The organism is Pseudomonadota bacterium (assembly GCA_039815145.1).
Taxonomy (GTDB): Bacteria; Pseudomonadota; Gammaproteobacteria; order Steroidobacterales; family JBCBZW01; genus JBCBZW01.
Genome location: JBCBZW010000040.1, coordinates 1 through 21,005, shown reverse-complemented (window position 1 = coordinate 21,005; position 21,005 = coordinate 1). Strand labels below are relative to the sequence as shown.

Below are 21,005 nucleotides of genomic sequence, written 5' to 3'. Positions count from 1 at the left end.
GCCCCCTAGGCGCCGGCGAGTTGTTCGATCAGTGCTGCGGCGTTCGCGCAGCCGTCCTCCAGGGCCAGGCGATCGGCGATCTCGCGTGCGCGGTGCGCGTAGGACGTCTGCTCGACCAGTTCGCGTAGGCTCGAGGCGAGCTTGGCGGCTTCGAGGCGCGCTGCGGGCAGGGGTGGTGGACCCACGCCGAGGGTCGCCGTTCGCTTGCCCCAGAAGGGTTGATCCACGGCGAAGGGGCAGATCAGCGTGGGACGGGCGGCGCGCAGGCCGGCGGCGGTGGTGCCAGCACCGCCGTGATGCACCACTCCCGCCATGAGGGGGAACAGCGCGGCGTGGGGGGCGCCGTCGATCACCAAGATCCGCTCGCGATCCGCCTCGACCTGACGCAGGGCGCCCCAGCCCGTGGCGATGACCGCCCTTAGGTTCGCCGTACGAACGGCATCGACCACCGTGCGCGCCAGGCGTTGCGGGTCGCGCGCCGTCATCGAGCCGAAGCCGATGTAGATCGGCGGCTCGGTGCCCGCCTCCAGAAAACGCTGGAGCTCGGCGGGCGGGGACCAGTCTGGCGCATCGTCCAGCCACCAGTAGCCGGTGAGGTGATCGAGTTGAGGGTTCCAGTCGTGCGGGAACGGCACCACGGACGAAGAGACCGCCGTCAGGCGCGGCAGGGGGCGTCCCGTCGTATCGTGCCCTGGGGGGAGCAAGCGCGGCCCAGGGCCAAGGCCCAGCACTTCCTTCCGCCAGCGGTTGAGCGTTCCCGCATAGGGCAGGCGCGAGATGCGAAAGATGGACCAGCTTAGACGGTTGAGGAAGGCGCCATAGTTGCCGGCGCTGGTGATGATCGGGAACTCACCCGTGCGCACGAAGGGCAGGGGCGCGGCGAGCAGCGCGTGAGCCCCCGTGCGCTCAGCGACATCCTCGGCACCTAAGGCCTTCGGATGGTAGAGGATGACGTCGGCGTCCGCGGCGGCTTCCCACGTGCCTTCCAGCGTGGAGCGCACCATGGGCAGGGCCACTTCGCGCACCATCTTCGGGATACGCCACCATTGCCCCGCCATCAAGGCCTTGACGTCGGCGCGCTGGAGAAAGCCCTCCATGTCGATGTCGTAGGGTACGCAGCGGATGCGGTGGCCTTCGATCCAGTCGCGGAAGTTCGCCGGTGCGGCGAGGGTGACCTCGTGCCCGCGGTCGCTCAGGTGGCAGGCGAGGGCAAGGTAGGGTTGCACGTCGCCGCGTGAGCCGATGGTGAGAATGGCGATTTGCATCCTGCTCGCCTTGTGAGCGGCCTGCCCCGCCAGTCAACGACCGGCGCTGGCAGCACTCGCGATGATGGAGATGGACGACAGCGCCATGGCGCTCGCGGCCACCGCTGGGTGCACCCAACCGGCAGCGGCTGCCGGCAGGGCCAAGACATTGTAGGCGATCGCCCAGGCGAGGTTGCGACGGACCACGGCGCGCAAGCGGCGTACGAGGCGCAGCAGCCCCGGCATGCGTTCCACACCCCCGTCGGTGAGGGTGACGGCCGCGGCTGCGCGCGCCGCATCGGTGGCCTCGCCGACGGCCACGCCGAGATCGGCGGCGGCCAGGGCCGGGCTGTCGTTCAGCCCATCGCCGACGAACGCGACGACCGCGCCCGGGTGCTGAGCGCGGACGGCCTCGATCGCCTCCACCTTCGCTTCCGGGCTCAGGCCGAATCGGCCGTCGATGCCCAGTGTCTGCGCCAAATAGGCGACGGGCTCGGCGCTATCGCCGCTGAGGATGCCGAGTTGGACGCCCTCCTCGCGCAGGGCGACCAAGGCCTCGTCGACGCCGCCCCGCAGGTCATCGATAAGATCGATGGCGCCCAGCACCTGGCCGCCATGGGCAACCCAGACGCGGGTGGCGGGGCCCGCCAACGGCGGCGCGATGTCGGCCGTCACCAGCCCGAGCTGCTCGAACCATGTGGTCGATCCGAGGCAAGTCTCCTGGCCATCGTCGCTGCGATAGCGCAGGCCCTTGCCGGGCACCACGGACACCCGAGCGCCAGCACTTGGGGTCGGCCCTAGGAGTCCCCGCGTGCGAGCGGCTTCGACGATCCCCTGGGCCAGGGGATGGGTCGAGAGGCGTTCCGCCTCGCCGGCGCGACGCAGCAGCTCGTCCCCATCCACGGATTTCCGGGGATGCAGGGCACGAACGCTCGGCATCCCCCGCGTGAGCGTACCCGTCTTGTCGAGAAAGACGTGGGTGGGGGTCGCGGCGGAGGTGATGGCGTTGAGGTCACGCAGGATGATGCCCTGGCGCGATGCGGCCTGGCTGGCGCATAGCCCCGCGAGCGGTGCGGCCAGGGAGAGCGCGCACGGGCAGGCGATGACGAACACGGCCAAGGCGCGTAGGGCTGCCGCTTGAGGCTCGCCCCCTACGGCGAACACGGCGACGCCTGCGACGGCACCCAGCGCCAATGATAGCCACAAGAAGTAGCGCGCCAGGCGGTCGACGGCGCGCTGCCAGGGCGCTTTGCTCGCCAACATCTGGCGCACCTGCTTGGCGAGGGCGTCCAGGCGCCGTCGCCCAGCGCCGGCCATGACCTCTAACGTGACGGCGCCGTCGACCAGTCGCTCGCCGGCGTGCAGCGCCGCGCCCGCTTGCACCGTCACGGCTTCGCTCTCGCCGCTGAGGAGGCTGCGGTCGACGCTGGCGAGACCCTCGTGCACCACCCCGTCCACCGCCAGCCGTTCCCCGGCAAGGACCCGCAGGCGATCACCGATCTTGATCTCCTTCAGCGCCACGTCGCGCTCTTCACCGTTGCGCAAGCGTCGCAAGCGCGTCGGGGTGAGGGCGACCAGGGCGCTGATGGCCTCCCGTGCCCGCCGTCGTACCCGAAGGTCGATCAGGCGGGCGAGCAGTTGCAGGGCGATCAGTGCCACGGCGACCTCGAAGTACACGGCAGCGCTGCCCCGGCTCAAGGAGATCACCGAGAGCAGGAGCGCACCGACCGTGCCGATGGTGACGAGTGCATCGATGCCAGGCGTTCCGGCGCGCAGGGTGCGCCAGGCCATGCGGTAGAACGGCAGCCCGCTCCACAGCACGACGGGCAGGCACAGCACGCCCGCGGCCAGCGCCAGGCGCCACTGGGTGACCGGTTGGCCGGCACCCGCGTCCAGGTAGAGGCCCACCGATGGCAGCATCACCCACATGCCGAAGAACACGGCGATGATGAGGCGCAGGCTCAGATCTCGGGCGATCGGATCGTGCTCGCGGGAGCGTTCGCCTCCCTCTGCGAGCGCGCTCGAGCGAGCACGGTAGCCGAGACTCGCGATGCGCTCGATGAGCGCGGGTAGGTCGCCGCCGGCTCGACCCGCCGCGCGTTCGATCACCGCCGCCTCCGCGGCGAAGTTGACGTTGACCTCATCGACGCCGGGATGGCGCCTGATCGCCGCCTCCACACTGGCCGCGCAGGCGGCGCAGAACATGCCGTCGATCAGCAGCACGTCCGTACGCGTCTGCGGTTTGTCGCCTTGGTCAGCGAATGCCTTAGGGGAGGTCATCCGCGGCTCCGCTCACGGCGTCGTCTGGGCCACCCGGGCGGCCGGTGGCGGGCCCTGATGTCGGCTGCTGCTCGGCGGGAACACAGCGTTCAGCTCATCGCCGCCATTCCATGGCGCTGCCCGGTCGGGGAAGCGCTGGCGACCTTCCGCCACCTGTTGCGGGGTGATGGGCGAGGCGTCGTTGCCCCAGGTGGCGCGCACGTGGGTGAGGACGGCGGCGATCTCACCGTCTGCCAGTTGGCCGAAGGCGGGCATTGCGCCGGCGTAGGTCTGGCCCTGCACCTCGATGCTGCCCACGATACCGTGCAGGAGAATCTGCACCAGACGAGCATCATCACCCAGCACCCATTCCGAGGACGCCAGGGGTGGAAAGACGCCAGCCAGCCCGCCGCCGTTGGCCTGGTGGCAGGCCACGCAATTCGCGGCGTACACGGCGCTGCCGTCGATGGCCGCAGAGGTGTCGATGACGATCGCCGTGCGCCGATCGCCCGCCGCCACCGGATACCCGGTGTTCTGGAAGTAGTACCAGGCGCCCCACACGATCAGTCCGATGGCGAGGGCGGCGAGGGGCCGGGGCACGGGGTTTTGCAGTTCCTCGGGCTCGCGACGTTCGCGTCGCTGAACGCGCTCGAATTGCTCATCGCCCGCGCTCGTCGCGGGTTCGACGTCGGCAGCCTGGTCCTTGGGATCACTCATCGCTCGGTGTTCCCCCGTCGGTTTCGATCACCGGGATCTCGTCCACCGGGTAGGTGCGGTCGAGTTCGAGCATGTACTGCACGAGGTCGAGAGCGTCGGGCGAGGCGATGACCACGCTGCCGTCCTCGGGCGCGTACTCCGGTGGCAACTTCACCTGCACGTCTTGCTCGCTCGGCAGTTGGGTGCTGTCGAAGAGGAAGGGGTAGGACGGCATGATGCTCCAGGGCATCACCGCGCGTGGGTTGTACAGGTGCGTCAGGTGCCAGTCGATGCTCGGCTGGCGGGCGCCGATGTTGAGCAGGTCCGGGCCCGTGCGCATCGTGCCGAGCAGGTGCGGGGAGTCGTAGGCGTAGTCGCCGGGCACGGCGGCTCGGCCCCAGCCGCGCTGCTGGTCAGGCGCGATGGACGGGTCGCGCGGCTGCTGACTGTGGCAGTACACGCAGCCGAGGCTGATGTAGGTGGCGCGGCCGCGTGCGGCGGCCTCCGAGTAGGGCTCCAATCCCTCGGGGGCGCGGGCCGAGGCCTGCAGTTGCATCGCAGGCATGACCACGATCATCAATGCGGCGAACAACAGGATCATGGCGGCCGCCGCCAGAATACCTAAGGCGCGGGTCATGGGCTCACTCCTGCCTGCGCGTCGGCCAGGCTGCGCGCGCGACTGCGGTCGCGGAACATGGCCGCATCACCGCGCGCCGGTCCGCTGCGCAGGAGCACGGCGAGGGCATGGGTAACGAAGATCAGATGGCCCAGGGTCATGAGCGACCCACCTACTGAGCGTGCCAACAGGTAGGGCTTGGTCACCTCCACCGATTCCATGAAGGGGCGGGTGGCATCGAGCATGGCGAGCCCCTGGAGCCAGCCGCCGATCGACAGCGGCACGAAGTAGATGGCAAAGCCGATCGTCACCAACCAGAAGTGGGCGATGATGGCCTTTGGGTAGGGCCACTCGCGGCCGGTGATACGCGGCAGGATGAAGTAGATGCTGCCGAACATCACGAAAGAGAAGAAGCCGTAGGCACCGAGGTGGGCGTGGGCCACCGTATAGTGGGTGAAGTGGGTGACCGTGTTCACCGCGCGCAGCGCTTCGATAGACCCCTGGATGGAGGACAGGGTGTACATCATGGCGCCCAGGGTCACGAAGCGCAGGGTGGGGGAGTAGAAGAGCAACCGCCAGTGCTTGATGACCGTCATGTGGTGATTGACCGCCACCGCCAGCACGGGGATCGCCATCATCACGCTGTGCACGATCGAGATGGTCACGGCCCAGGTGGGCACGGGGCCTCCGATCAGGTGATGCAACCCCACCTGGGAGTAGAACAGGGCCAGCGCCCAGAAGCCGATCAGGGACAGGCTGTAGGAGTAGATCGGTCGCCCGATGATCTTCGGGATGAAGTAGTACGCGGCGGCAAGCCCCAGGGGCGAGAGCCACAGGCCAAGCACGTTGTGGGCGTACCACCAGTTCAGCATGGATTGCTCGACGCCACCGAACAGATTCGGAAGGTTGGCGGTCACGAACAACATGGGGAACCAGATCAGGGCGCCGAGCAGGTACCAGGCGCTGACGTACAGGTGTTGAACGCGGCGCTTGAGCAGCGAGGCGATCAGGGGCACCGCGGCCAGGGCGCCGCCGATCACCAGGGCGATGTCGGCCTGCCAGGGGAGCTCCAGCCACTCCATGCCGTCGGAGCCGCCGGACAGGAGCGCGACCACGCCGATGGTGAGGCCGGCGTTCCAGATCATCGCGCCGACGGTCGCGTAGGAACCGCCCGCAAGGCGCACCTTGAACAATCGCGGGATCAGCCACAGGCCGACGCCGACGCCCGCCATGGAGGACCAGCCGAAGGACACGAGGTTCAGGTGGGCCGGCCGTACCCGCCCGAAGGTGAGCACAGCCTCTTCCACCAGCCATTCCGGCACGTGCAACTTGATCGAGGCGATCACGCCCAGCAGGGAGCCGACCAGCAGCCACAGCAGCGATGAGCCAAGCCACCAGACCACCGGCGTGCGCGAGGTGGTGTCGGCGAGGCCTCTCGCCTCCAGCTCATCCTCCCGCTCATTGGCGTGTTCATCGTCGTCGAGGGTGCCTCGCTCGGCCTGCATCTGGGCGCGCACGGAGTCCACCGATGCGGGGTCTTCGATACGACCGATCTCACCGGGCACGAAGATCGTGCGTGCCGCCTTCGGTCCGATGGTGAGTTGGTCGTTGGCGAGGGCCCAGATCAGGAGCGCGAGACCGCCCACAGAGATCACGAAGGTGGCAGCGAGCAGGAAGGCGATGGCGGTGCTCATGGCGTACGCTCAACTCGGTCGTGGGGAATCATGGGGCGATGCTACTACGCTCCTTTCGCGCAAGGGCTGCAACGGATTCAAAGTGACGAAGATTGCTGGAATCGCGCCGGGTGAGGCGTTGGTATCCCGCATAGCGTCGAAAAGTTGACGCATCCTCGGGGGCTGGGCCGGGTGCGCAAGGCGTCGGATTTCACCGCCGGTCCGCTCGTCCGCCAGCGCGTTGCTGCGCCGGGGGTTCTCGGCGATAGTGGGCGGGGCGTGCGGACCCAACGCCTTTGATCAGTGACGGAGCGCTGCCTTGTTTTCCTCGATCGAGTCCACACCGCTGCCGAGTGGAGCGCTGCTCGAGGTGTATCAGCGGCCCGACTGCTACGTGGACTGCTTCAGCGTGTCCTGTACCAGTGGCGTAGCCCACAGTCGATGGCTGGAGGCCTTTCTCGGTTCGCGCGTGTTCCGCCTGGAGCGCGCCGTCTTGCGTACGCTGGCCCGTGCCGACAGCAGCGATGGGGCGGTGGCGGCGCTGGTCGCCGGTGATGCCGAGAGCTTCGCCGTGTGGACCGTCGAACATCGCACGCCCCAGGAGCTGCTGCTGCGGGATCGCTCGGCGCGCACCCGCACCTGGTGGCGGACGCAACCCGAGGCGCACGGGGTGCGCTTGTACTTCGGCTCCGCGCTGGTGCCGAAGGCGCGCGCGGAGGAGGGCGAGGCGGCGGGCACCATCGACGGATGGCGCTGGAGCATTCCCCTGCATCGCGCGTACTCACGTTTCCTGGTCAGCTCCGCCTGCGCGCGGCTGCAAGCCTTCAGCTAGGACTGGCGCCCTAGGCCGTGAGCAGTTGGTCCACCAGTGGGTTCGGGAAGCGTCGTCCGCGGGTGATGGCGTAAAAGGACTCGTTCAGCCCGGGCACCTGACAGAGCTCGTGGAGGACGCCCTGCGCCAGCTCATCGAACACCACCACGGGCGGCACCAGAGCAATCCCCAATCCCTCGCGCGCCAGCAAGCGCAGCATGGGCATATCGTCCACCTCTGCCACCACATCGACGTGCACGCCCGCTTGCTCCAACAGTAAATCGAAGCCTGCGCGTACGTTGTTCTGCCAACTCGGCAGCAGCACGCGGGTGCCGTCCAGGTCGTCGGGGAAACGAAAACCATCGGGGGCCGGCTGGCTCGACACGAGGCTGACGCCCTGTTCAGCGATCCGTTGGCTGCGCGTGAGCGAGTGCGCCTCGCGCGGCACGGGCAGATTGGACAGCACCACGTCCAGGTTGTGGCTATCCAGGGAGGCGAGCAGCTCGCGTAGGCTGCCCGTGCGCAAGGTCAGGTCCACGCTGGCGTCGCGCAGCACGGGCGCCAGGAGTTGAATCTGGAAGTTACGCGACAGAGTAGCCACGGCGCCAACTCTGAGCTGTTGGCGTTCGTCCAGATGGGATCCCTCGAGGGTGCGCAGCAGCTCGTCGCCGGCCTTGAAGATGCTGTCGGCGAACTCCAGGGCGATGCGACCGGCCTCGGTGAGCTCCAGCCGCCGATGGCGGCGATCGAACAAGGCGTGGCCGAGGCGCACTTCGAGCTGGCGCAACTGGGTGGACAGGGCGGATTGGGACACGCTCAGGCGCTCCGCCGCAGCGGCCAGGCTGCCAGCGTGGGCGATGGCCCAGAAGTAGCGAAGGTGCTTGTAGTTGAGCTGCGCCATTGATTGCGTTTTCTCAAAGGGTTCGTCAGATCGCTTCTATTCCATAGTAACGAGATGCCTCCGTCGGGGCACCCTTCAGAGCGCCCTCGGGCGGGCGGCCTACCCCTGGCCGACCCGATCGGTGCGCACCGTTGCCTCGCGCCTGGCCTGCGGACCCGAAAACACACGAAAAGACACAACGCTGGCGGCTGGCTTCGGCCATCTCGGCAGTTCTCGGTTTGGGACCAAGTAATTGATTGCGCGCTACTTTTAAGTTCACCATCGAGCGCAAGCGTTGGCAGAAAAAGATGAAAAAAAACGTGATTGTGAACCTATGTTCCGAGATCTTCCCATTCGTGATCGGCTGCCTAGAATGCGCCCCAGCGTCGGTAGGGGCCGACGACTACCTACCTCTAGGGAGCCAAGAGAGAGAATGAAAATGACTAGAACTTTCACCGCAGGTACCGTCGTCGGCATGGCACTGCTCGCCACCGGCTGCGCCACCACCGAAGACACGGCCATGGTCGACAGCGCGTCGAACGGCAGCCAGGAACTCATCGACAGCCAGCGTGACCGTATCTCCTCGCTCGAGAGCGAGCTGATGCAGCGTGAGCGCGAGCTCGAGGCTGCCGAGAGTGCCGCTCGCGACAGCGGCAGCGATAGCAACGCGATGACCGCCATGCTGTCCGTCGACCCGCTGTTTCCGCCGAACCCCGTGCCGGGCGAGTGCTACGCCCGCGTGCTGATCCCCGCGAGCTACACCACCGAGACCGAGACCGTCCTGGTGAGCGAGGAGTCCGAGCGCGTCGAGATCATCCCCGCCCGTTACGAGACGGTGCAGGAGACGGTGCTCGTGAAGGAAGCCTCCACCCGCCTGGAAGTGGTGCCGGCTGTCTACGAGACCGTCACCGAGCGTGTGCTGGTCAAGGGTGAGTCCACCCGCATCGAAGAAGTGCCCGCCACCTACCGCACGGTCACCGAGCAGGTGCTGATTTCGCCGGCGCGTACCGAGTGGAAGCGCGGTCCCGCGTCCAGCTTCGCGACTAACGTCGTCGATAGTGCCACCACCGACACCGGTGAGATCATGTGTCTGGTGGAAGTGCCGGCCAAGTACGAGACGGTCACCCGTCGCGTGGTCGACCAGCCCGCCACCACCCGTGAGGTCGTGATCCCGGCTGAGTACCGCACCATCGAGAAGCGGGTGCTCGTGAGCGCAGCCACCACTCGCGAGGTCACCATCCCTGCCGAGTACGACACCGTGACCGTGACCCAGCTGGTCGACTCGGCTTCCGAGCGTCGCATCCCGATCCCCGCCCAGTACGACACCGTGACCCGCCGCGTGAAGACGAACGAGGAGAACCTCGAGTGGCGCCAGGTGGTGTGTGCCGTCAACCTGACCCAGCCGAACGTTGCATCCCTGCAGCGCGCACTTCAGGACGCCGGTCGCTACAACGGTCCGATCGACGGCATCATCGGTCCCCAGACCCTGTCCGCAGCTAACAGCTACGCCCGGTCCAACGGACTGCCGACGGGTACCAACTACATCGCGATGGAAGTGGTTGAGGACCTCAGCCTGAACTTCTAAGTTCCGGCACGCGACATCTGCTGTCGCCAAGGGCTGCACTCCCCAGGGGGTGCAGCCCTTTTTCGTATGGGCTCAGCGCCACGAAAAAGGGCGATGCCGCAATGGCATCGCCCTTTGGTGTGAGGCACCCGAGCAGGGGTGCCCCAGCTTAGCGCGACCCTTAGTTGGGCAGCGGCAAGCGGCAGCCGAAGGTCAGCTCGGCCACGAAGGTCTTCCAGTTGGCGTTGACGTTGTCACTCTCCGCCGCGTACTGACCGACGTACCAGAAGCGACGACCGTCCGGGTCGGTCGCCATGCCGGTGTAGTCACCCCAGCGGTTGGGAGCGCCAGGATCCTGGAAGGAACGGTAGGCCTCCGTACCGGCCACGATGTCCGAGTCCGCGCGCAGGCGGTTCATCGGATCGACGGCCAGACGACCGGAAGCGGCCACGGACGGGAACATGGAGTCGCTGCTCTTGGTGTAGCCGATAGCCATGTTCTCGCAGCGGTCCACGGCGAGGCTCGGGAAGAAGCGATGCACGCCGTCGCGGGCGGTCAGCACGCCAGCGCGGATGACGCCGTCGGTGCTCGCGCCCACGGTGACCTCAGCGGGATCGATCTGAGCCCAACGGGCGCAGTTGACCACACCGGTGCCGGGATCGCAGGACACGGTCTGCGTGGTCCACAGCTTGCCGTTGCGGAACTCAGTCTCCTGACCACGCCAGTCGTTGCCGGCCAGCAGGACGTCGGAGCCGGCCTGCGGCACGGACACGGGGAAGCAGGAGCCATCGGCACAAGCGAGCTTGGAGGCGGTGGCCAGGTCCACGTCGCCGAGCTTGGTCAGCACGTCAGCACCGAAGGGAGCGTCCCAGGCCCACACGCTGTGGGTCGGGCCGTCGAACACTTCCGTCATGAAGTAGTTCGGACCTTCGGTCGGGAAGGTGCCGTCGTTGGCGCCACGCAGCTGCGCCGGCTGCGGCGTGCTGTTGAAGTCCGGCACCAGGCGCTGAACCACGCGGATCGGATCGCCGTTCAGCAGGTCGTCCTTGTTGACCGCGAAGATACGGCCGCCGACGAAGCTGGCGGTGAACTGGTTGGAGCCCACGTAGATGGCGTCCGTGCCGACACCCATGTGCGGGAAGTCGAAGAACTCACCGTCGATGTCAGCGGGGAAGGCGAAGCGGTTCCAGGTGCCGAGGGGATCACCGTCGGTGGTGGCGGCGATGCAGTAGTCCGTGCCGGCGCCGTCCACGCCCAGGATGTACTGGCCGGTGGACTCGTCGTACACGACGTCAGGATCGAAGGGACCGCCGGGCTCACAGGCAGGATCCACGCCAGCGAAGAACTCGCTGAAGGCGGTCGGCGGCTGCAGTTCGTTGCCGGCCTTGTCGTAGATGGCGAAGGTCACGTTCACGACCACGATCACGTGGTCGGGGCCAGCGGTGATGTCCGGATCGGGCGGCACGGTGGCGCCGAAGGGCACGGGATCCACACAGCAGTCTTCGGCGCCGATGGCCTCGAAGCTGTTGAGGATGATCGGGCCACGGCGACGGCTCTGCTGGCGGTTCGCGGGCACGCGGTTAGCCGACTGCTCGGCACGGGTGATGGCGGCGCTCAGCTGCGAGTCGCTGAGCGGGGACTCGATGCGGGCACCACCGGCCACCTTGACCGCACCGCTCTTGGCGGTGGCGGCGCGGGGCTTCACGGACGTCATCTGAATCGGGTACGCGCGGGTACCGACGTAGGCGGCGTGATCGCCGGATACGCGGATCGGACCAGAACGTTCCTTCATACGCTTAACGACTTCGACAGGTGCGCTCATCGGCACCGACAGTCGCTCGGCTTCAGGCTGCTGCTGCTGGCTCACGTCCGGGGAATTCGCGGACACGGCCCACCAGCCGCCCAAGGCGACCAGCGACAGGTAGCCTGCACGGGCTGCTAGATCACTCATTCGGTATTACCTCTCCGTAGGTTCTCTACTTGTGCGGATTGCGAGAGTTTTTTTGTTTTCCCGGGACCACTTCGTGTGGCCGCGGGTGTCTGGAAAATACCACAGCAGGTGACTTTGTCACGCCGCATGCATGGGGGCGGTTTGGAATCGCCTCGAAGAGCGGCGAAATACCGGATTAGGTGATCGCGATTGCCGCGATGCAGCATAGCGACCTGATCGATGCCATCCCGCTGCTATGATGCGATCAGCACAGCGTGATGCGCTGCACCGTTCCTAGGGGGAAAAAGGCATGAGGGCAGGGAGAAGACGTGTCTGCGTCGTTGGGCTGGTGGGTCTGGTCTGGTGGGCACTGGGTGCTGCACAGGCCACCCCGGCGGACTGGACCAACACGGCGTACGATCCGCGCATTCCAACGCTGGACGCGGTGGTGGGGCACGCGGTGGGCAGCGAGATCACCGCGCCCGCGGATGCGGTGCGTTATGTCCAGGCCCTGGCCGAGGCGGCCCCGGAGCGCACGAAACTGGTGGAGTACGCCCGCACCTGGGAGGGCCGCCCGCTGGTCTACCTGCTGGTGGGAGCGCCCGAGAGAATCCGCGAGATCGAGGCCATCAAGGCCGATATGCAACGCCTGGCCTATCCGCGCTCCTTGGATCAGGCGGCGGCCGAGGCGCTGATCGAACGTCTCCCTGCAGTGGTGTGGTTGGCCTACGGCGTGCACGGCAACGAGATCTCAGGCACCGATGCCGGCCTCGCGTTGGCCTATCACCTGTTGGCCGGACGCGACGACCCAACGCTGTCGCAGGTGCTGCAGGAAACGGTGGTCGCGATCGATCCCTCACAGAACCCGGACGGTCGCGCCCGCTTCGTGCAGCACTACGCGCAGACCCGAGGCCTGGAGCCGGCCGGCGACGGCATCGCTGCCGAGCGCCGCGAGCCCTGGCCTGGCGGGCGTACCAATCACTACTACTTCGACATGAACCGCGATTGGCTACCCCTGACCCAACCGGAAGTTCGCGGCCGTGTTGCGAGCTTCCTGGAGTACTTTCCCGTGGTGCACGTGGACGCGCACGAGATGGGCACGGACAGCACCTTCTACTTTCCACCGCCCGCACAACCCTACAACCCGCACATCACCCAAACCCAGCGTGACATGCTCGCGACCTACGGACGCGGTATCGCCAGCGCCTTCGATCGCCATGGTTTCGCGTACTTCACGCGCGATGTATACGACTCCTACTACCCGGGCTACGGAGACACCTGGCCGGCCTTTCAAGGCAGTGTCGGGATGACCTTCGAGATGGCGTCGGCTCGCGGACTCGTCGGGCGCCGTCGCGACGGCTCACTGGTGACCTACGCCGATGGTTTGCAGCGCCACTTCGTCGGCAGCCTCGCCACGGTGGAGACCGCTGCGGCCCACCGCGCCGAGTTCCTTCGCAACTTCTATCGCTATCGCCGGTCTGCTCTCGCCGGCGAGCACGGTGGTGCTCTCGCTTACCTAGTGCCGCTGACAGGTGACGTAGGGGCGGTCGGAAAGCTGGCTGACAAATTGGTGGCGCACGGTGTACGGGTGCGGCGGACGGGCGAGGCGCAGCAGGTGTGCGATACGGACCTGCCGGCAGGCTCCTTCGTGGTGCCGGGTCGCCAGCCCGCGGGGCGCATGGTGCGTACGTTCCTGGAGCCTGAAAGCCCAATCGATGCCGCATTTCTCGCTCGTCAGGAAGCGCGCCGGGCCCGCGGCGAGTACGCCGAACTGTACGACGTGCTCGGCTGGTCCCTACCCGCCATGTACGGGGTGCCGGTGGTGACCTGCGATCGCTTACCCGCCTTGGCCGAGGGCACGTACGCGGGCCCCTTCGATCCAGGATTTGCCCCGCCGGAGGCGACCACGGTCGCCTGGCTCGTGCCCTGGGGCACGCGGGCGGCGGGCAAGTTCCTGGCGGGTGCCCTGCGTCAGGGACTCACCGTGCGCGGGGCGGATGAGGCGTTCACCATCGGCGACAGGAGGTGGCCCGCCGGAAGTCTGATACTCCGCCTTGCCGACAATTCGCAGCACACAGCCGAGGATCTGCTTCGTGAGGTACGCACGCTCGCGCGCGCGACGGGGGCGGAAGTCGTCGCCAGCGACACCAGTTGGACCGAGGAGGGTCCGTCCTTCGGCAGCGCCGATGTCGTGCCGATGGTCGCCCCGCGCGTAGCGCTGGCCTGGGACGAGCCCACGGCCTCCTACTCGGCGGGCAGCACCCGCTTCGTCCTCGAGCGCCAGTTCGACTATCCCGTGGTGCCGGTGCGTACCGCCGATCTGCGTCGCCCAGGACTGTCGCGCTTCGATGTGTTGATCCTACCGGAGGGCGGCGACTACGCGGATGTGCTCGGCGAGCGTGGCGTGGCGGTCCTACGCGAATGGGTCGACGCGGGAGGCGTCCTGGTCGGCCTCGGCGAAGCTCTGCGCTTTCTGACCGATCCGGACGTCGGGCTCCTCGCCACCCAACGAGAACGTTTGGCGGCGGTTAGCGAGGGTGAGCGGGAGGAGGGCGCGACGGTGGACGGCTCGCTCATCGAGAGTGCCGAAGACTACGCCGCCGCGCTCCAGCGCGAGGCGCCGACACCCGATCCCCTGCCCGGCGTGTTGCTAAGGGCCGTGCCCGACCCGAACCACTGGCTCACCGTGGGGGTGGATGAGCAGAAGGGTGTGAACTTCCTGGTGGAGGGCAGGGACGTGTACCGCCCCCTCGCCTTGGATGAGGGCGTCAATGCCATGCGCTTCGCGCCGGCGGCAAGCTTGGGCGTGGGCGGTCATCTTTGGGCGGAGAATCGCGCCCAATGGGCCTGGAAGCCGGCCGTCGCTGTGGCAGAACAGGGCAGGGGGATGGTCATCGCCTTCGCCAGTGATCCGAATTTCCGAGCCACCTTGGATGGGGCCAACCTGTTGTTCCTGAACGCAGTTCTGCGTGGACCGGCGCACGCCCGCCGGATTCGCTGAGCGGTGGTGGGCGCCCCTGCCTGGACACTGATTCGTTATTTAGCTAAATTACGAAAATGAGTCAGGTGTTTCGTGCGCTAGCCGACCCGACGCGCCGCCGGATCCTGGAGTTGCTCCGAGATCGGGACATGTCCGCGGGCGAATTGGCGGCGGAGTTTCCGCTGGCCAAGGCCACCCTGTCGCGCCACTTCTCCGTGTTGCGCGAGGCGGAGCTGATCCACGGCGATCGGCGCGGCACGAGCATCGTGTACCAGCTGAACGTCTCCGTGCTCGAGGAGGCATTGCTGGAGTTCATGAGCCGCCTGTCCATCGATCGGCGAGACCCGCAGGAGACAGATGATGAGTGACGCCCTATCGCAACTGCGCAATCGCGCCTTCGCCTTTGGCCTTGTGGTCTTCGCCCTGATGGCGGCCGTGGCAGCCTACGGGTGGTTCAGCACCGAGGCGGGCGCCGAGCTGCCCGTGCACTGGAGCTCCAGCGGGGAGGTGAATCGCTACGGGTCGCGCTTCGAGGCCTTCGCGTTGATGCCGCTGATCTGGCTCGCCATGGTTGTCGTGTTCGCCCTGCTCCCGGCCATGGAGCCGCGTCGGCGCCACCTCGCCCAGAGCCGGTTGCCGTACCTGATGGTGATGTTAGCCACCGGGCTTTCGATGTTGGTCATCCACGCCCTGACCACCGCCGCCGCCCTCGGGGCAACGGTGGACATCGCGCGCGTCATTCCGCCGATCGTCGGTGCCCTGTTGGTGGTGACCGGCAACTACATGGGCAAGACGCGCAGCAACTACTTCATCGGCGTGCGCACACCCTGGACGCTCTCCTCGGAGTTGTCCTGGCGCAAGACGCACCGCTGGGCAGGACGCGTCTTCGTTCTCATCGGGTTGGTGATGGTGGTGGGAGCCGTGCTGCCGTGGCCCCAGACCCTGATGTTGGCGAGCGTTGGCGTGCTGATGATCGCCAGCCTGGCGCTGGTCGCCTACTCCTACGTGGTCTGGCGAACCGATCCGGCCCGCGAGTAGCGTCGCGGGCCGCAGGCGTCGGCGGCGAGAGCACGTGCGCTACGGCTGCGGTGTGCGTCCCAGACGAGCAATAGCAGGATCAGCAGCAGCGGCGCGGCCGCCAGCAGCAACACCTTCTCCCAGCCGAGGCTGAGAACGGTGGCGCCCGCGAGCAAGCTCGCCAGCGCGGCGGCCGCGAAGACGCTGAAGTCGTTGGCGGCCTGGGCTTTGAATCGTTCGTTTGGGCGGTAGGTGCTGATCAAGGCGGTGGTGGCGCCGACGAAGAGGAAGTTCCAGCCGATCCCGAGCATCACCAGGGAGACGCCGTAGTGCATGACGGCACGGCCGCTGATGCCGATGGCGATGCACGCGAGCATCGTCGCCGCTCCGAACCACATCATGCGCGGTGCTCCCAGGCGACCGATCAGCAGCGCCGAGCCCAAGGATGGGGCGTACATGGCAACGACGTGGGCCTGGATCACCGCCGCCGTGGCGTGCAGGGCGTGACCGTCGACCACGTGCATGGCGACGGGCGTCGCAGTCATCAGCAGGGCCATGCTGCCCTGGGCGACGACGGCGGCGCCCACGGCCAGGAGAAAGGCTGGCTGCCGCGCGATCGTCAGCAGCGCCCGCGGCGCTTGCGCCTGCGCAGCGCTCGCGCCGGCGCTCTCGCGCAGGAAGGGGCGCAGGGCCGCGGTGAGCGCCAACACCAACACGTGTCCGCCGGCCAACGCGTAGAAGGCGAGGCGAACCGGGTGCTCGATGCCCATCGCCGTGATCCTCGAGATCAGCGAGCCGCCGATGACCGCGCCCACCATAGCGCCGAGCAGCAACCAGGCGATCGCCTGTCCCGCTCGTTCGCAACGCACAGCTTCCGCCGCGGCGAAGCGAAGCTGCTGACCGCACGCAAGGGCGGCCCCGAGGCCCGTGGCGCCAACGCAGAAGAGCGTGAAGCTGCCGATGCCGACGGCCGTGCCTGCGAGCAGCGCGCTCACCATCGCAGCCCCTGAGCCCATGGCGATGCCGGCCCGTCTGCCGAAGCGGCCCATCGCGAGACTGGTGGGAATGGTGGCCAGCGCCGTGCCCAGCACGGCGAGGGAAATCGGTAGGGTGGCGAGGCGCGGGTTGGGGGCGAGTTCGTTGCCAACCACGCCGCCGACGATGCCGAGCATCACCGCACCGCCGGTGAAGGCGGCCTGGATCACAAACAGGATGGCAAGGTTACGTTCAAGCGCCACGGCGTCCACTCGCGAGTCGTCGACCGTCAGCCGTGCGCCAGCGGCCCGTGTTTCCTGGAGTATTCGTTGGGGGCGACAGGTCTGTCACGAACGGTGCACCGACTTTGCGACCCGATCCGCGGGTTTAGGTAGCCGGTGCGTGGCCTGGCGTGCTCGCTCGACCGGTTGGGCGCACCGGCGGCTTATGCCACGAGCGGCGGTCGCTGGGGGCTGTTGTGGTTTAATGGCGGGATGAATCTAATAATTTTCGGACCGCCCGGAGCGGGCAAGGGCACCCAGGCAGCGCGCATCAAGGAGCGCCTTGGGATCGTGCACGTATCGACCGGCGACATGTTTCGCGACCATCTCAAGCGCGACACGTCGCTCGGCCAGCAGGTCAAGGAGATCATGGCCAAGGGCGCCTTGGTGCCGGACGAGATCACCGACCAGATGGTGCGTGACCGCCTCGGCCAGGAGGATGCCTCAGGCGGTGTGCTGCTCGACGGCTACCCGCGCAACGTGGGCCAGGCCAAAGTGCTGAGTGCGCTCTGCGAGGAATGGGGCCGCAGCATCGCCGGCGTCGTCGTGATCGAGGTGCCCGAGGACGAGCTCAAGGCGCGCCTGAAGTCGCGCGCCGAGCAGCAGGGCCGCGCCGACGACGCGGACCCCGAGGTCATCGCCAACCGAATTCAGACCTACCACGATCAAAGCGCACCTTGCGTCGCTTACTTCGGTGAAGTGGGGCTTGCCGTGCACACGATCGACGGTGTGGGTGAACTCGATGAGGTCACCGCGCGCATCATGGGCGCCCTGGGTCTTTGATTCGATGGTCACCGTTGGCGCGGCTGCCATCGGTGAGTCCTCACGGGCGCGCCACGTAAGGCACTTCGCTATCATGCGCGCCCATGACCTCCCGCTCTCCCCAGGCTCTCCTCCACCGATCGCTTAGCTCGACGCGGGCACTCGCCCCTGGGCTGTCCCTGGCCGTCGTCATCGGACTGGCCGCGAGCTACCTGGCCGAACACTACGGCGGCCCAGCGATGCTGTTCGCCCTGTTGCTGGGCATCGCCTTCAACCACCTCTCCGACGATCCAGGCGTCTCGCCGGGCGTGGGCTTTGCGTCGCGTGGCCTGCTGCGAATCGCGGTGGTCCTGTTGGGGGCTCGTCTCACCCTCGGTGAAGTTCAGGACCTTGGCCTCGGCGTGGTGCTACTCGTGCTCGCGGGGGTGGCGATCGGGTTGTTGGGCGGCATGGCCATCGCGCGAGCCTTAGGTCTGTCTCGACCGCATGCGGTGTTGTCCGCGGGTGCCGTCTCGATCTGCGGCGCGTCGGCGGCACTCGCGATCGCCTCCGTGCTGCCGCAGGACGAGCAATCGGAGCGCAACACCACCGTGACTGTGGTGGGCGTCACCACCTTGAGCACGATCGCGATGACCCTGTACCCCATCGTGGTCGGCCTCTTTGGCTTGGAGGACCGACCCGCCGGCGTATTCCTGGGAGCCACCATTCACGACGTGGCGCAGGTGATCGGCGCGGGCTACATCATCTCGGACGTCGCCGGTGAGACGGCGGCGGTGGTGAAGCTCCTTCGCGTCGCCTGCCTGATGCCGGTGGTGCTGGCGATCTCGATGGTGATGCGCGCCAGTGCGGCCAAGACGCCAGGCAAGCGGCCGCCGCTGCTGCCGTGGTTCGTGGTGGGCTTCGTGGTGCTGATGTTGGTGAACAGCGCCAGTCTGTTGCCGGCCGGCCTGGTGAGCGTGCTCGGCAGCCTCTCCCAGATGGCGTTGGTGATTGCCGTGGCAGCGCTCGGCGTGCGCACCTCCCTGGCCCAGTTCACGGGCGTGGGCGCGCGGCCCCTGTTGGCGATGGTAGCGCAGACCTTGCTCCTCGCCGTGTTCGTGTTGGTGGGCGTGATGCTGCTCATCGGCGCCTGAGCGCGGTCATCTCGGCAGGCGGCGAATCGAGGGTGCGGGTTACCCACCGCGTACTGCGCCCAGGTACCATCCTCGGCGTACCCCCGCGGAGCCCACCATGACTCTCATGCCAACGTCCCGGACGCTTCTCACGCGAGCTTTGCCTGTCGCGCTAGCAACAGCATTGCTCGGTCTCGTCGCCACCCCCGACGCCGTGCGCGCGCAAGCCACCGCCAAGCCCGTTTTGCACGGCAAGCACTGGGTGGCGGTCACCGGCAAGCCCTTGGCGGCGACGGCCGGCGCCGTGGTATTCGCCGGCGGTGGCAACGCGGTCGACGCGGCCTGCGCCATGCTTGCGGCCACCTCCACCATGTGGGACACCCTCGGCTGGGGCGGCGAGACCCAGGCGCTGATCTACAACCCCAAGACCGGGGAGGTGAAGGGGGTCAACGGACTGGGGGTGGCGCCGACCGGGGCGACGCCCGAGTACTTCCGCGAGCGCGGCATGCAATACCCGCCCGAGTACGGTCCGCTCGCCGCCGTGACGCCCGGCACGCCGGGCGCCCTGATGGTGATGGTGGCGGAGTACGGACGGTCGAGCCTGGCCGACGTGCTCGCGCCGGCGATCGACATGGCCGACGGCTACCCCATCGAGGCGGCCCAGGCCAACAACATGGAGCGGCGCCGTGAGGTGATCGCCCGCTGGCCCACCTCGCGGGCAGTGTTCCTGCCGCACTACGACGCGGAGCACCCCGAGCGGCGCGCCGCGCCCGTGGCCGGCGAGATGTTCCGCCAGCCGGACCTGGCGCGCACCCTGCGCCAGTTGGTGGAGACCGAGGCGGCGGCTCTCGCCGCGGGCAAGTCGCGTAAGGAAGCGATCTACGCTGCCTACGAACGCTTCTATCGGGGCGACATCGCCCAGGAGCTGGTGCGGGCAACCCGTGAGGCGGGTGGCCTGTTCACCCTCGAGGATTTGGATCGCTGGCAGGTGCATCTGGAAGAGCCCGTGTTCACGAGCTACAAGGGCATCGACGTCTACAAGCTCACCACCTGGGTGCAAGGGCCGGTGATGCTGCAGGCCTTGAACATCCTCGAGCCCCTCGACCTCAAGGGCATGGGCTACAACAGCACGCGCTATATCCACACCCTCTATCAGGCGATGAACCTGGCCTACGCCGACCGTGACTTCTACTACGGCGATCCCTACGTGCCGCCGGCGGAGCCGGTGCGCGGGTTGCTCTCGAAGGAGTACGCGGCCGAGCGACGCAAGCTGATCAACCCGTCGCGCAACGACGCCACCGTGCGCCCGGGCGATCCCTATCCCTTCCAAGGCGAGAGCAACCCGTTCCTCGAGCTGCTCGAGCAATGGCGCAACGTGCCGCCCGAGGCGCGGGGCGACGGCGAGGATGGCTTCCAGCAAGCGCGGGTGAGCACCCCCGATCGCCTCCTGCACGACACCGCCGATGCCGATGCCGACTTCCTCGCCGGCACCACCTCGATCCAGGCCGCCGATGAAGAAGGTTGGGTGGTCTCCATCACGCCGAGCGGCGGCTGGGTGCCGGCCTTCATCGCCGGCAACACGGGCATCGGCCTCAGCCAGCGCATGCAGTCCTTCGTCTTGGACGACTCGATGAACCCCTACAACGTGGTCCAGCCCGGGCAGCGCCCGCGGGCGACGCTCACGCCGAGCCTCGCCCTGAAGGACGGCAAGCCGATGATGGCCTTCTCCGTGCAGGGCGGTGACACGCAGGATCAGAATCTCCTGCAGTTCTTCCTCAACATCGTCGAGTTCGGCATGGACGTGCAGCAGGCGGCGGAGGCGCACAACATCACCAGCTACCAGATGCAGAGCTCCTTCGGCGCGCACAAGGCGGAGCCCGGACGCTTGCAGGTGACGCCGAAGGTGTCCGAGTGGGTGCGGACGCAACTCGGGAAGATGGGCTACGACGTGGAGATGGTAGACCGCACCTACAGTCCGATCACCGCCATCTGGATCGACGAGGAGCACGGCACGCTCTGGGGCGGCGCCAGCGACTACGGTGACGACTATGGCATCGCCTGGTAGCTAATGTCCTGTCCGGTTAGTTCGTTGAAGAATTCGCAGGTACTTTTTGCTCCTAGGCACGTTCCGGTTCGCTCGACCGCCGAGCAACGAACTGGCGTCGCGGGTCGCGCACCAGATCGCCTGCGGTCTCGCCTACCTGC

General features: G+C 67.4%; 16 protein-coding genes. 8 read left to right on the top strand and 8 right to left on the bottom strand.

What is annotated here, in order from left to right; translation table 11 throughout:
• Window positions 1-5 precede the first annotated feature (5 nt).
• Genes AAF184_12100 through AAF184_12080 form a run of 5 tightly spaced genes read right to left on the bottom strand, consistent with a single transcriptional unit; the run spans window position 6 to window position 6,509 of the window.
• Window positions 6-1,265, bottom strand: coding sequence for a glycosyltransferase (locus AAF184_12100; GenBank protein ID MEO0423075.1), 1,260 nt, complete (start codon window positions 1,263-1,265; stop codon window positions 6-8).
• A 33-nt stretch (window positions 1,266-1,298) separates the two neighbouring features.
• A complete protein-coding gene (locus AAF184_12095) occupies window positions 1,299-3,524 on the bottom strand; it encodes a cation-translocating P-type ATPase (GenBank protein ID MEO0423074.1) in 2,226 nt (741 codons plus the stop codon).
• A 12-nt stretch (window positions 3,525-3,536) separates the two neighbouring features.
• On the bottom strand, window positions 3,537-4,220 hold the full coding sequence (locus tag AAF184_12090; protein ID MEO0423073.1) for a c-type cytochrome: 684 nt from the start codon (window positions 4,218-4,220) through the stop codon (window positions 3,537-3,539).
• A complete protein-coding gene (locus AAF184_12085; GenBank protein MEO0423072.1) occupies window positions 4,213-4,836 on the bottom strand; it encodes a cbb3-type cytochrome c oxidase subunit II in 624 nt (207 codons plus the stop codon). Before AAF184_12085 ends, AAF184_12090 begins: the two co-directional genes overlap by 8 nt.
• The gene (locus AAF184_12080; GenBank protein MEO0423071.1) at window positions 4,833-6,509 is read right to left on the bottom strand and encodes a cbb3-type cytochrome c oxidase subunit I; all 1,677 of its coding nucleotides are present in this window, start codon (window positions 6,507-6,509) and stop codon (window positions 4,833-4,835) included. The genes AAF184_12085 and AAF184_12080 overlap by 4 nt, the downstream gene beginning before the upstream one ends.
• Before the next feature lie 298 nt (window positions 6,510-6,807).
• Here AAF184_12080 and AAF184_12075 point away from each other — a divergent pair, with 298 nt between their 5' ends.
• A complete protein-coding gene (locus AAF184_12075; protein MEO0423070.1) occupies window positions 6,808-7,320 on the top strand; it encodes a hypothetical protein in 513 nt (170 codons plus the stop codon).
• 10 nt (window positions 7,321-7,330) lie between these two features.
• Here the strand turns inward: AAF184_12075 and AAF184_12070 are convergent, their stop codons facing one another.
• Window positions 7,331-8,200: a LysR family transcriptional regulator gene (locus AAF184_12070; GenBank protein ID MEO0423069.1), complete on the bottom strand. Its 870-nt coding sequence runs from the start codon at window positions 8,198-8,200 to the stop codon at window positions 7,331-7,333.
• Between the two features lie 418 nt (window positions 8,201-8,618).
• Between AAF184_12070 and AAF184_12065 the strand changes: the two genes are divergently transcribed.
• Complete coding sequence (locus AAF184_12065) at window positions 8,619-9,764, top strand: peptidoglycan-binding domain-containing protein (GenBank protein ID MEO0423068.1); 1,146 nt, start codon at window positions 8,619-8,621, stop codon at window positions 9,762-9,764.
• Between the two features lie 160 nt (window positions 9,765-9,924).
• Here AAF184_12065 and AAF184_12060 read toward each other — a convergent pair whose 3' ends face one another.
• Window positions 9,925-11,694, bottom strand: coding sequence for a hypothetical protein (locus AAF184_12060; protein ID MEO0423067.1), 1,770 nt, complete (start codon window positions 11,692-11,694; stop codon window positions 9,925-9,927).
• Between the two features lie 289 nt (window positions 11,695-11,983).
• Between AAF184_12060 and AAF184_12055 the strand changes: the two genes are divergently transcribed.
• Genes AAF184_12055 through AAF184_12045 form a run of 3 tightly spaced genes read left to right on the top strand, consistent with a single transcriptional unit; the run spans window position 11,984 to window position 15,691 of the window.
• Window positions 11,984-14,674: a M14 metallopeptidase family protein gene (locus tag AAF184_12055; GenBank protein ID MEO0423066.1), complete on the top strand. Its 2,691-nt coding sequence runs from the start codon at window positions 11,984-11,986 to the stop codon at window positions 14,672-14,674.
• 56 nt (window positions 14,675-14,730) lie between these two features.
• Window positions 14,731-15,021, top strand: coding sequence for an autorepressor SdpR family transcription factor (locus AAF184_12050; GenBank protein MEO0423065.1), 291 nt, complete (start codon window positions 14,731-14,733; stop codon window positions 15,019-15,021).
• Entirely contained in the window at window positions 15,014-15,691 is a 678-nt protein-coding gene (locus AAF184_12045) for an SdpI family protein (protein MEO0423064.1), read from the top strand. The genes AAF184_12050 and AAF184_12045 overlap by 8 nt, the downstream gene beginning before the upstream one ends.
• Here the strand turns inward: AAF184_12045 and AAF184_12040 are convergent.
• On the bottom strand, window positions 15,655-16,908 hold the full coding sequence (locus tag AAF184_12040; GenBank protein ID MEO0423063.1) for an MFS transporter: 1,254 nt from the start codon (window positions 16,906-16,908) through the stop codon (window positions 15,655-15,657). The two genes, AAF184_12045 and AAF184_12040, sit on opposite strands and share 37 nt — an antisense overlap.
• A gap of 231 nt (window positions 16,909-17,139) precedes the next feature.
• Here AAF184_12040 and AAF184_12035 point away from each other — a divergent pair, with 231 nt between their 5' ends.
• The 3 genes from AAF184_12035 (at window position 17,140) to AAF184_12025 (ending at window position 20,865) form a co-directional block, all read left to right on the top strand.
• Window positions 17,140-17,709, top strand: coding sequence for an adenylate kinase (locus AAF184_12035; GenBank protein ID MEO0423062.1), 570 nt, complete (start codon window positions 17,140-17,142; stop codon window positions 17,707-17,709).
• 83 nt (window positions 17,710-17,792) lie between these two features.
• Complete coding sequence (locus AAF184_12030) at window positions 17,793-18,821, top strand: putative sulfate exporter family transporter (protein MEO0423061.1); 1,029 nt, start codon at window positions 17,793-17,795, stop codon at window positions 18,819-18,821.
• A 163-nt stretch (window positions 18,822-18,984) separates the two neighbouring features.
• A complete protein-coding gene (locus AAF184_12025; protein MEO0423060.1) occupies window positions 18,985-20,865 on the top strand; it encodes a gamma-glutamyltransferase in 1,881 nt (626 codons plus the stop codon).
• The last annotated feature ends 140 nt before the right edge of the window (window positions 20,866-21,005 follow it).

Bases quoted from the DNA above. Each gene is read 5' to 3' on its own strand.
- AAF184_12070 (MEO0423069.1), bottom strand. From the start codon at position 8,200: ATGGCGCAGCTCAACTACAAGCACCTTCGCTACTTCTGGGCCATCGCC.
- AAF184_12090 (MEO0423073.1), bottom strand. From the start codon at position 4,220: ATGAGTGATCCCAAGGACCAGGCTGCCGACGTCGAACCCGCGACGAGC.
- AAF184_12055 (MEO0423066.1), top strand. From the start codon at position 11,984: ATGAGGGCAGGGAGAAGACGTGTCTGCGTCGTTGGGCTGGTGGGTCTG.
- AAF184_12065 (MEO0423068.1), top strand. From the start codon at position 8,619: ATGACTAGAACTTTCACCGCAGGTACCGTCGTCGGCATGGCACTGCTC.
- AAF184_12060 (MEO0423067.1), bottom strand. From the start codon at position 11,694: ATGAGTGATCTAGCAGCCCGTGCAGGCTACCTGTCGCTGGTCGCCTTG.
- AAF184_12045 (MEO0423064.1), top strand. From the start codon at position 15,014: ATGAGTGACGCCCTATCGCAACTGCGCAATCGCGCCTTCGCCTTTGGC.
- AAF184_12080 (MEO0423071.1), bottom strand. From the start codon at position 6,509: ATGAGCACCGCCATCGCCTTCCTGCTCGCTGCCACCTTCGTGATCTCT.
- AAF184_12085 (MEO0423072.1), bottom strand. From the start codon at position 4,836: ATGACCCGCGCCTTAGGTATTCTGGCGGCGGCCGCCATGATCCTGTTG.
- AAF184_12095 (MEO0423074.1), bottom strand. From the start codon at position 3,524: ATGACCTCCCCTAAGGCATTCGCTGACCAAGGCGACAAACCGCAGACG.
- AAF184_12050 (MEO0423065.1), top strand. From the start codon at position 14,731: ATGAGTCAGGTGTTTCGTGCGCTAGCCGACCCGACGCGCCGCCGGATC.
- AAF184_12100 (MEO0423075.1), bottom strand. From the start codon at position 1,265: ATGCAAATCGCCATTCTCACCATCGGCTCACGCGGCGACGTGCAACCC.
- AAF184_12035 (MEO0423062.1), top strand. From the start codon at position 17,140: ATGAATCTAATAATTTTCGGACCGCCCGGAGCGGGCAAGGGCACCCAG.
- AAF184_12030 (MEO0423061.1), top strand. From the start codon at position 17,793: ATGACCTCCCGCTCTCCCCAGGCTCTCCTCCACCGATCGCTTAGCTCG.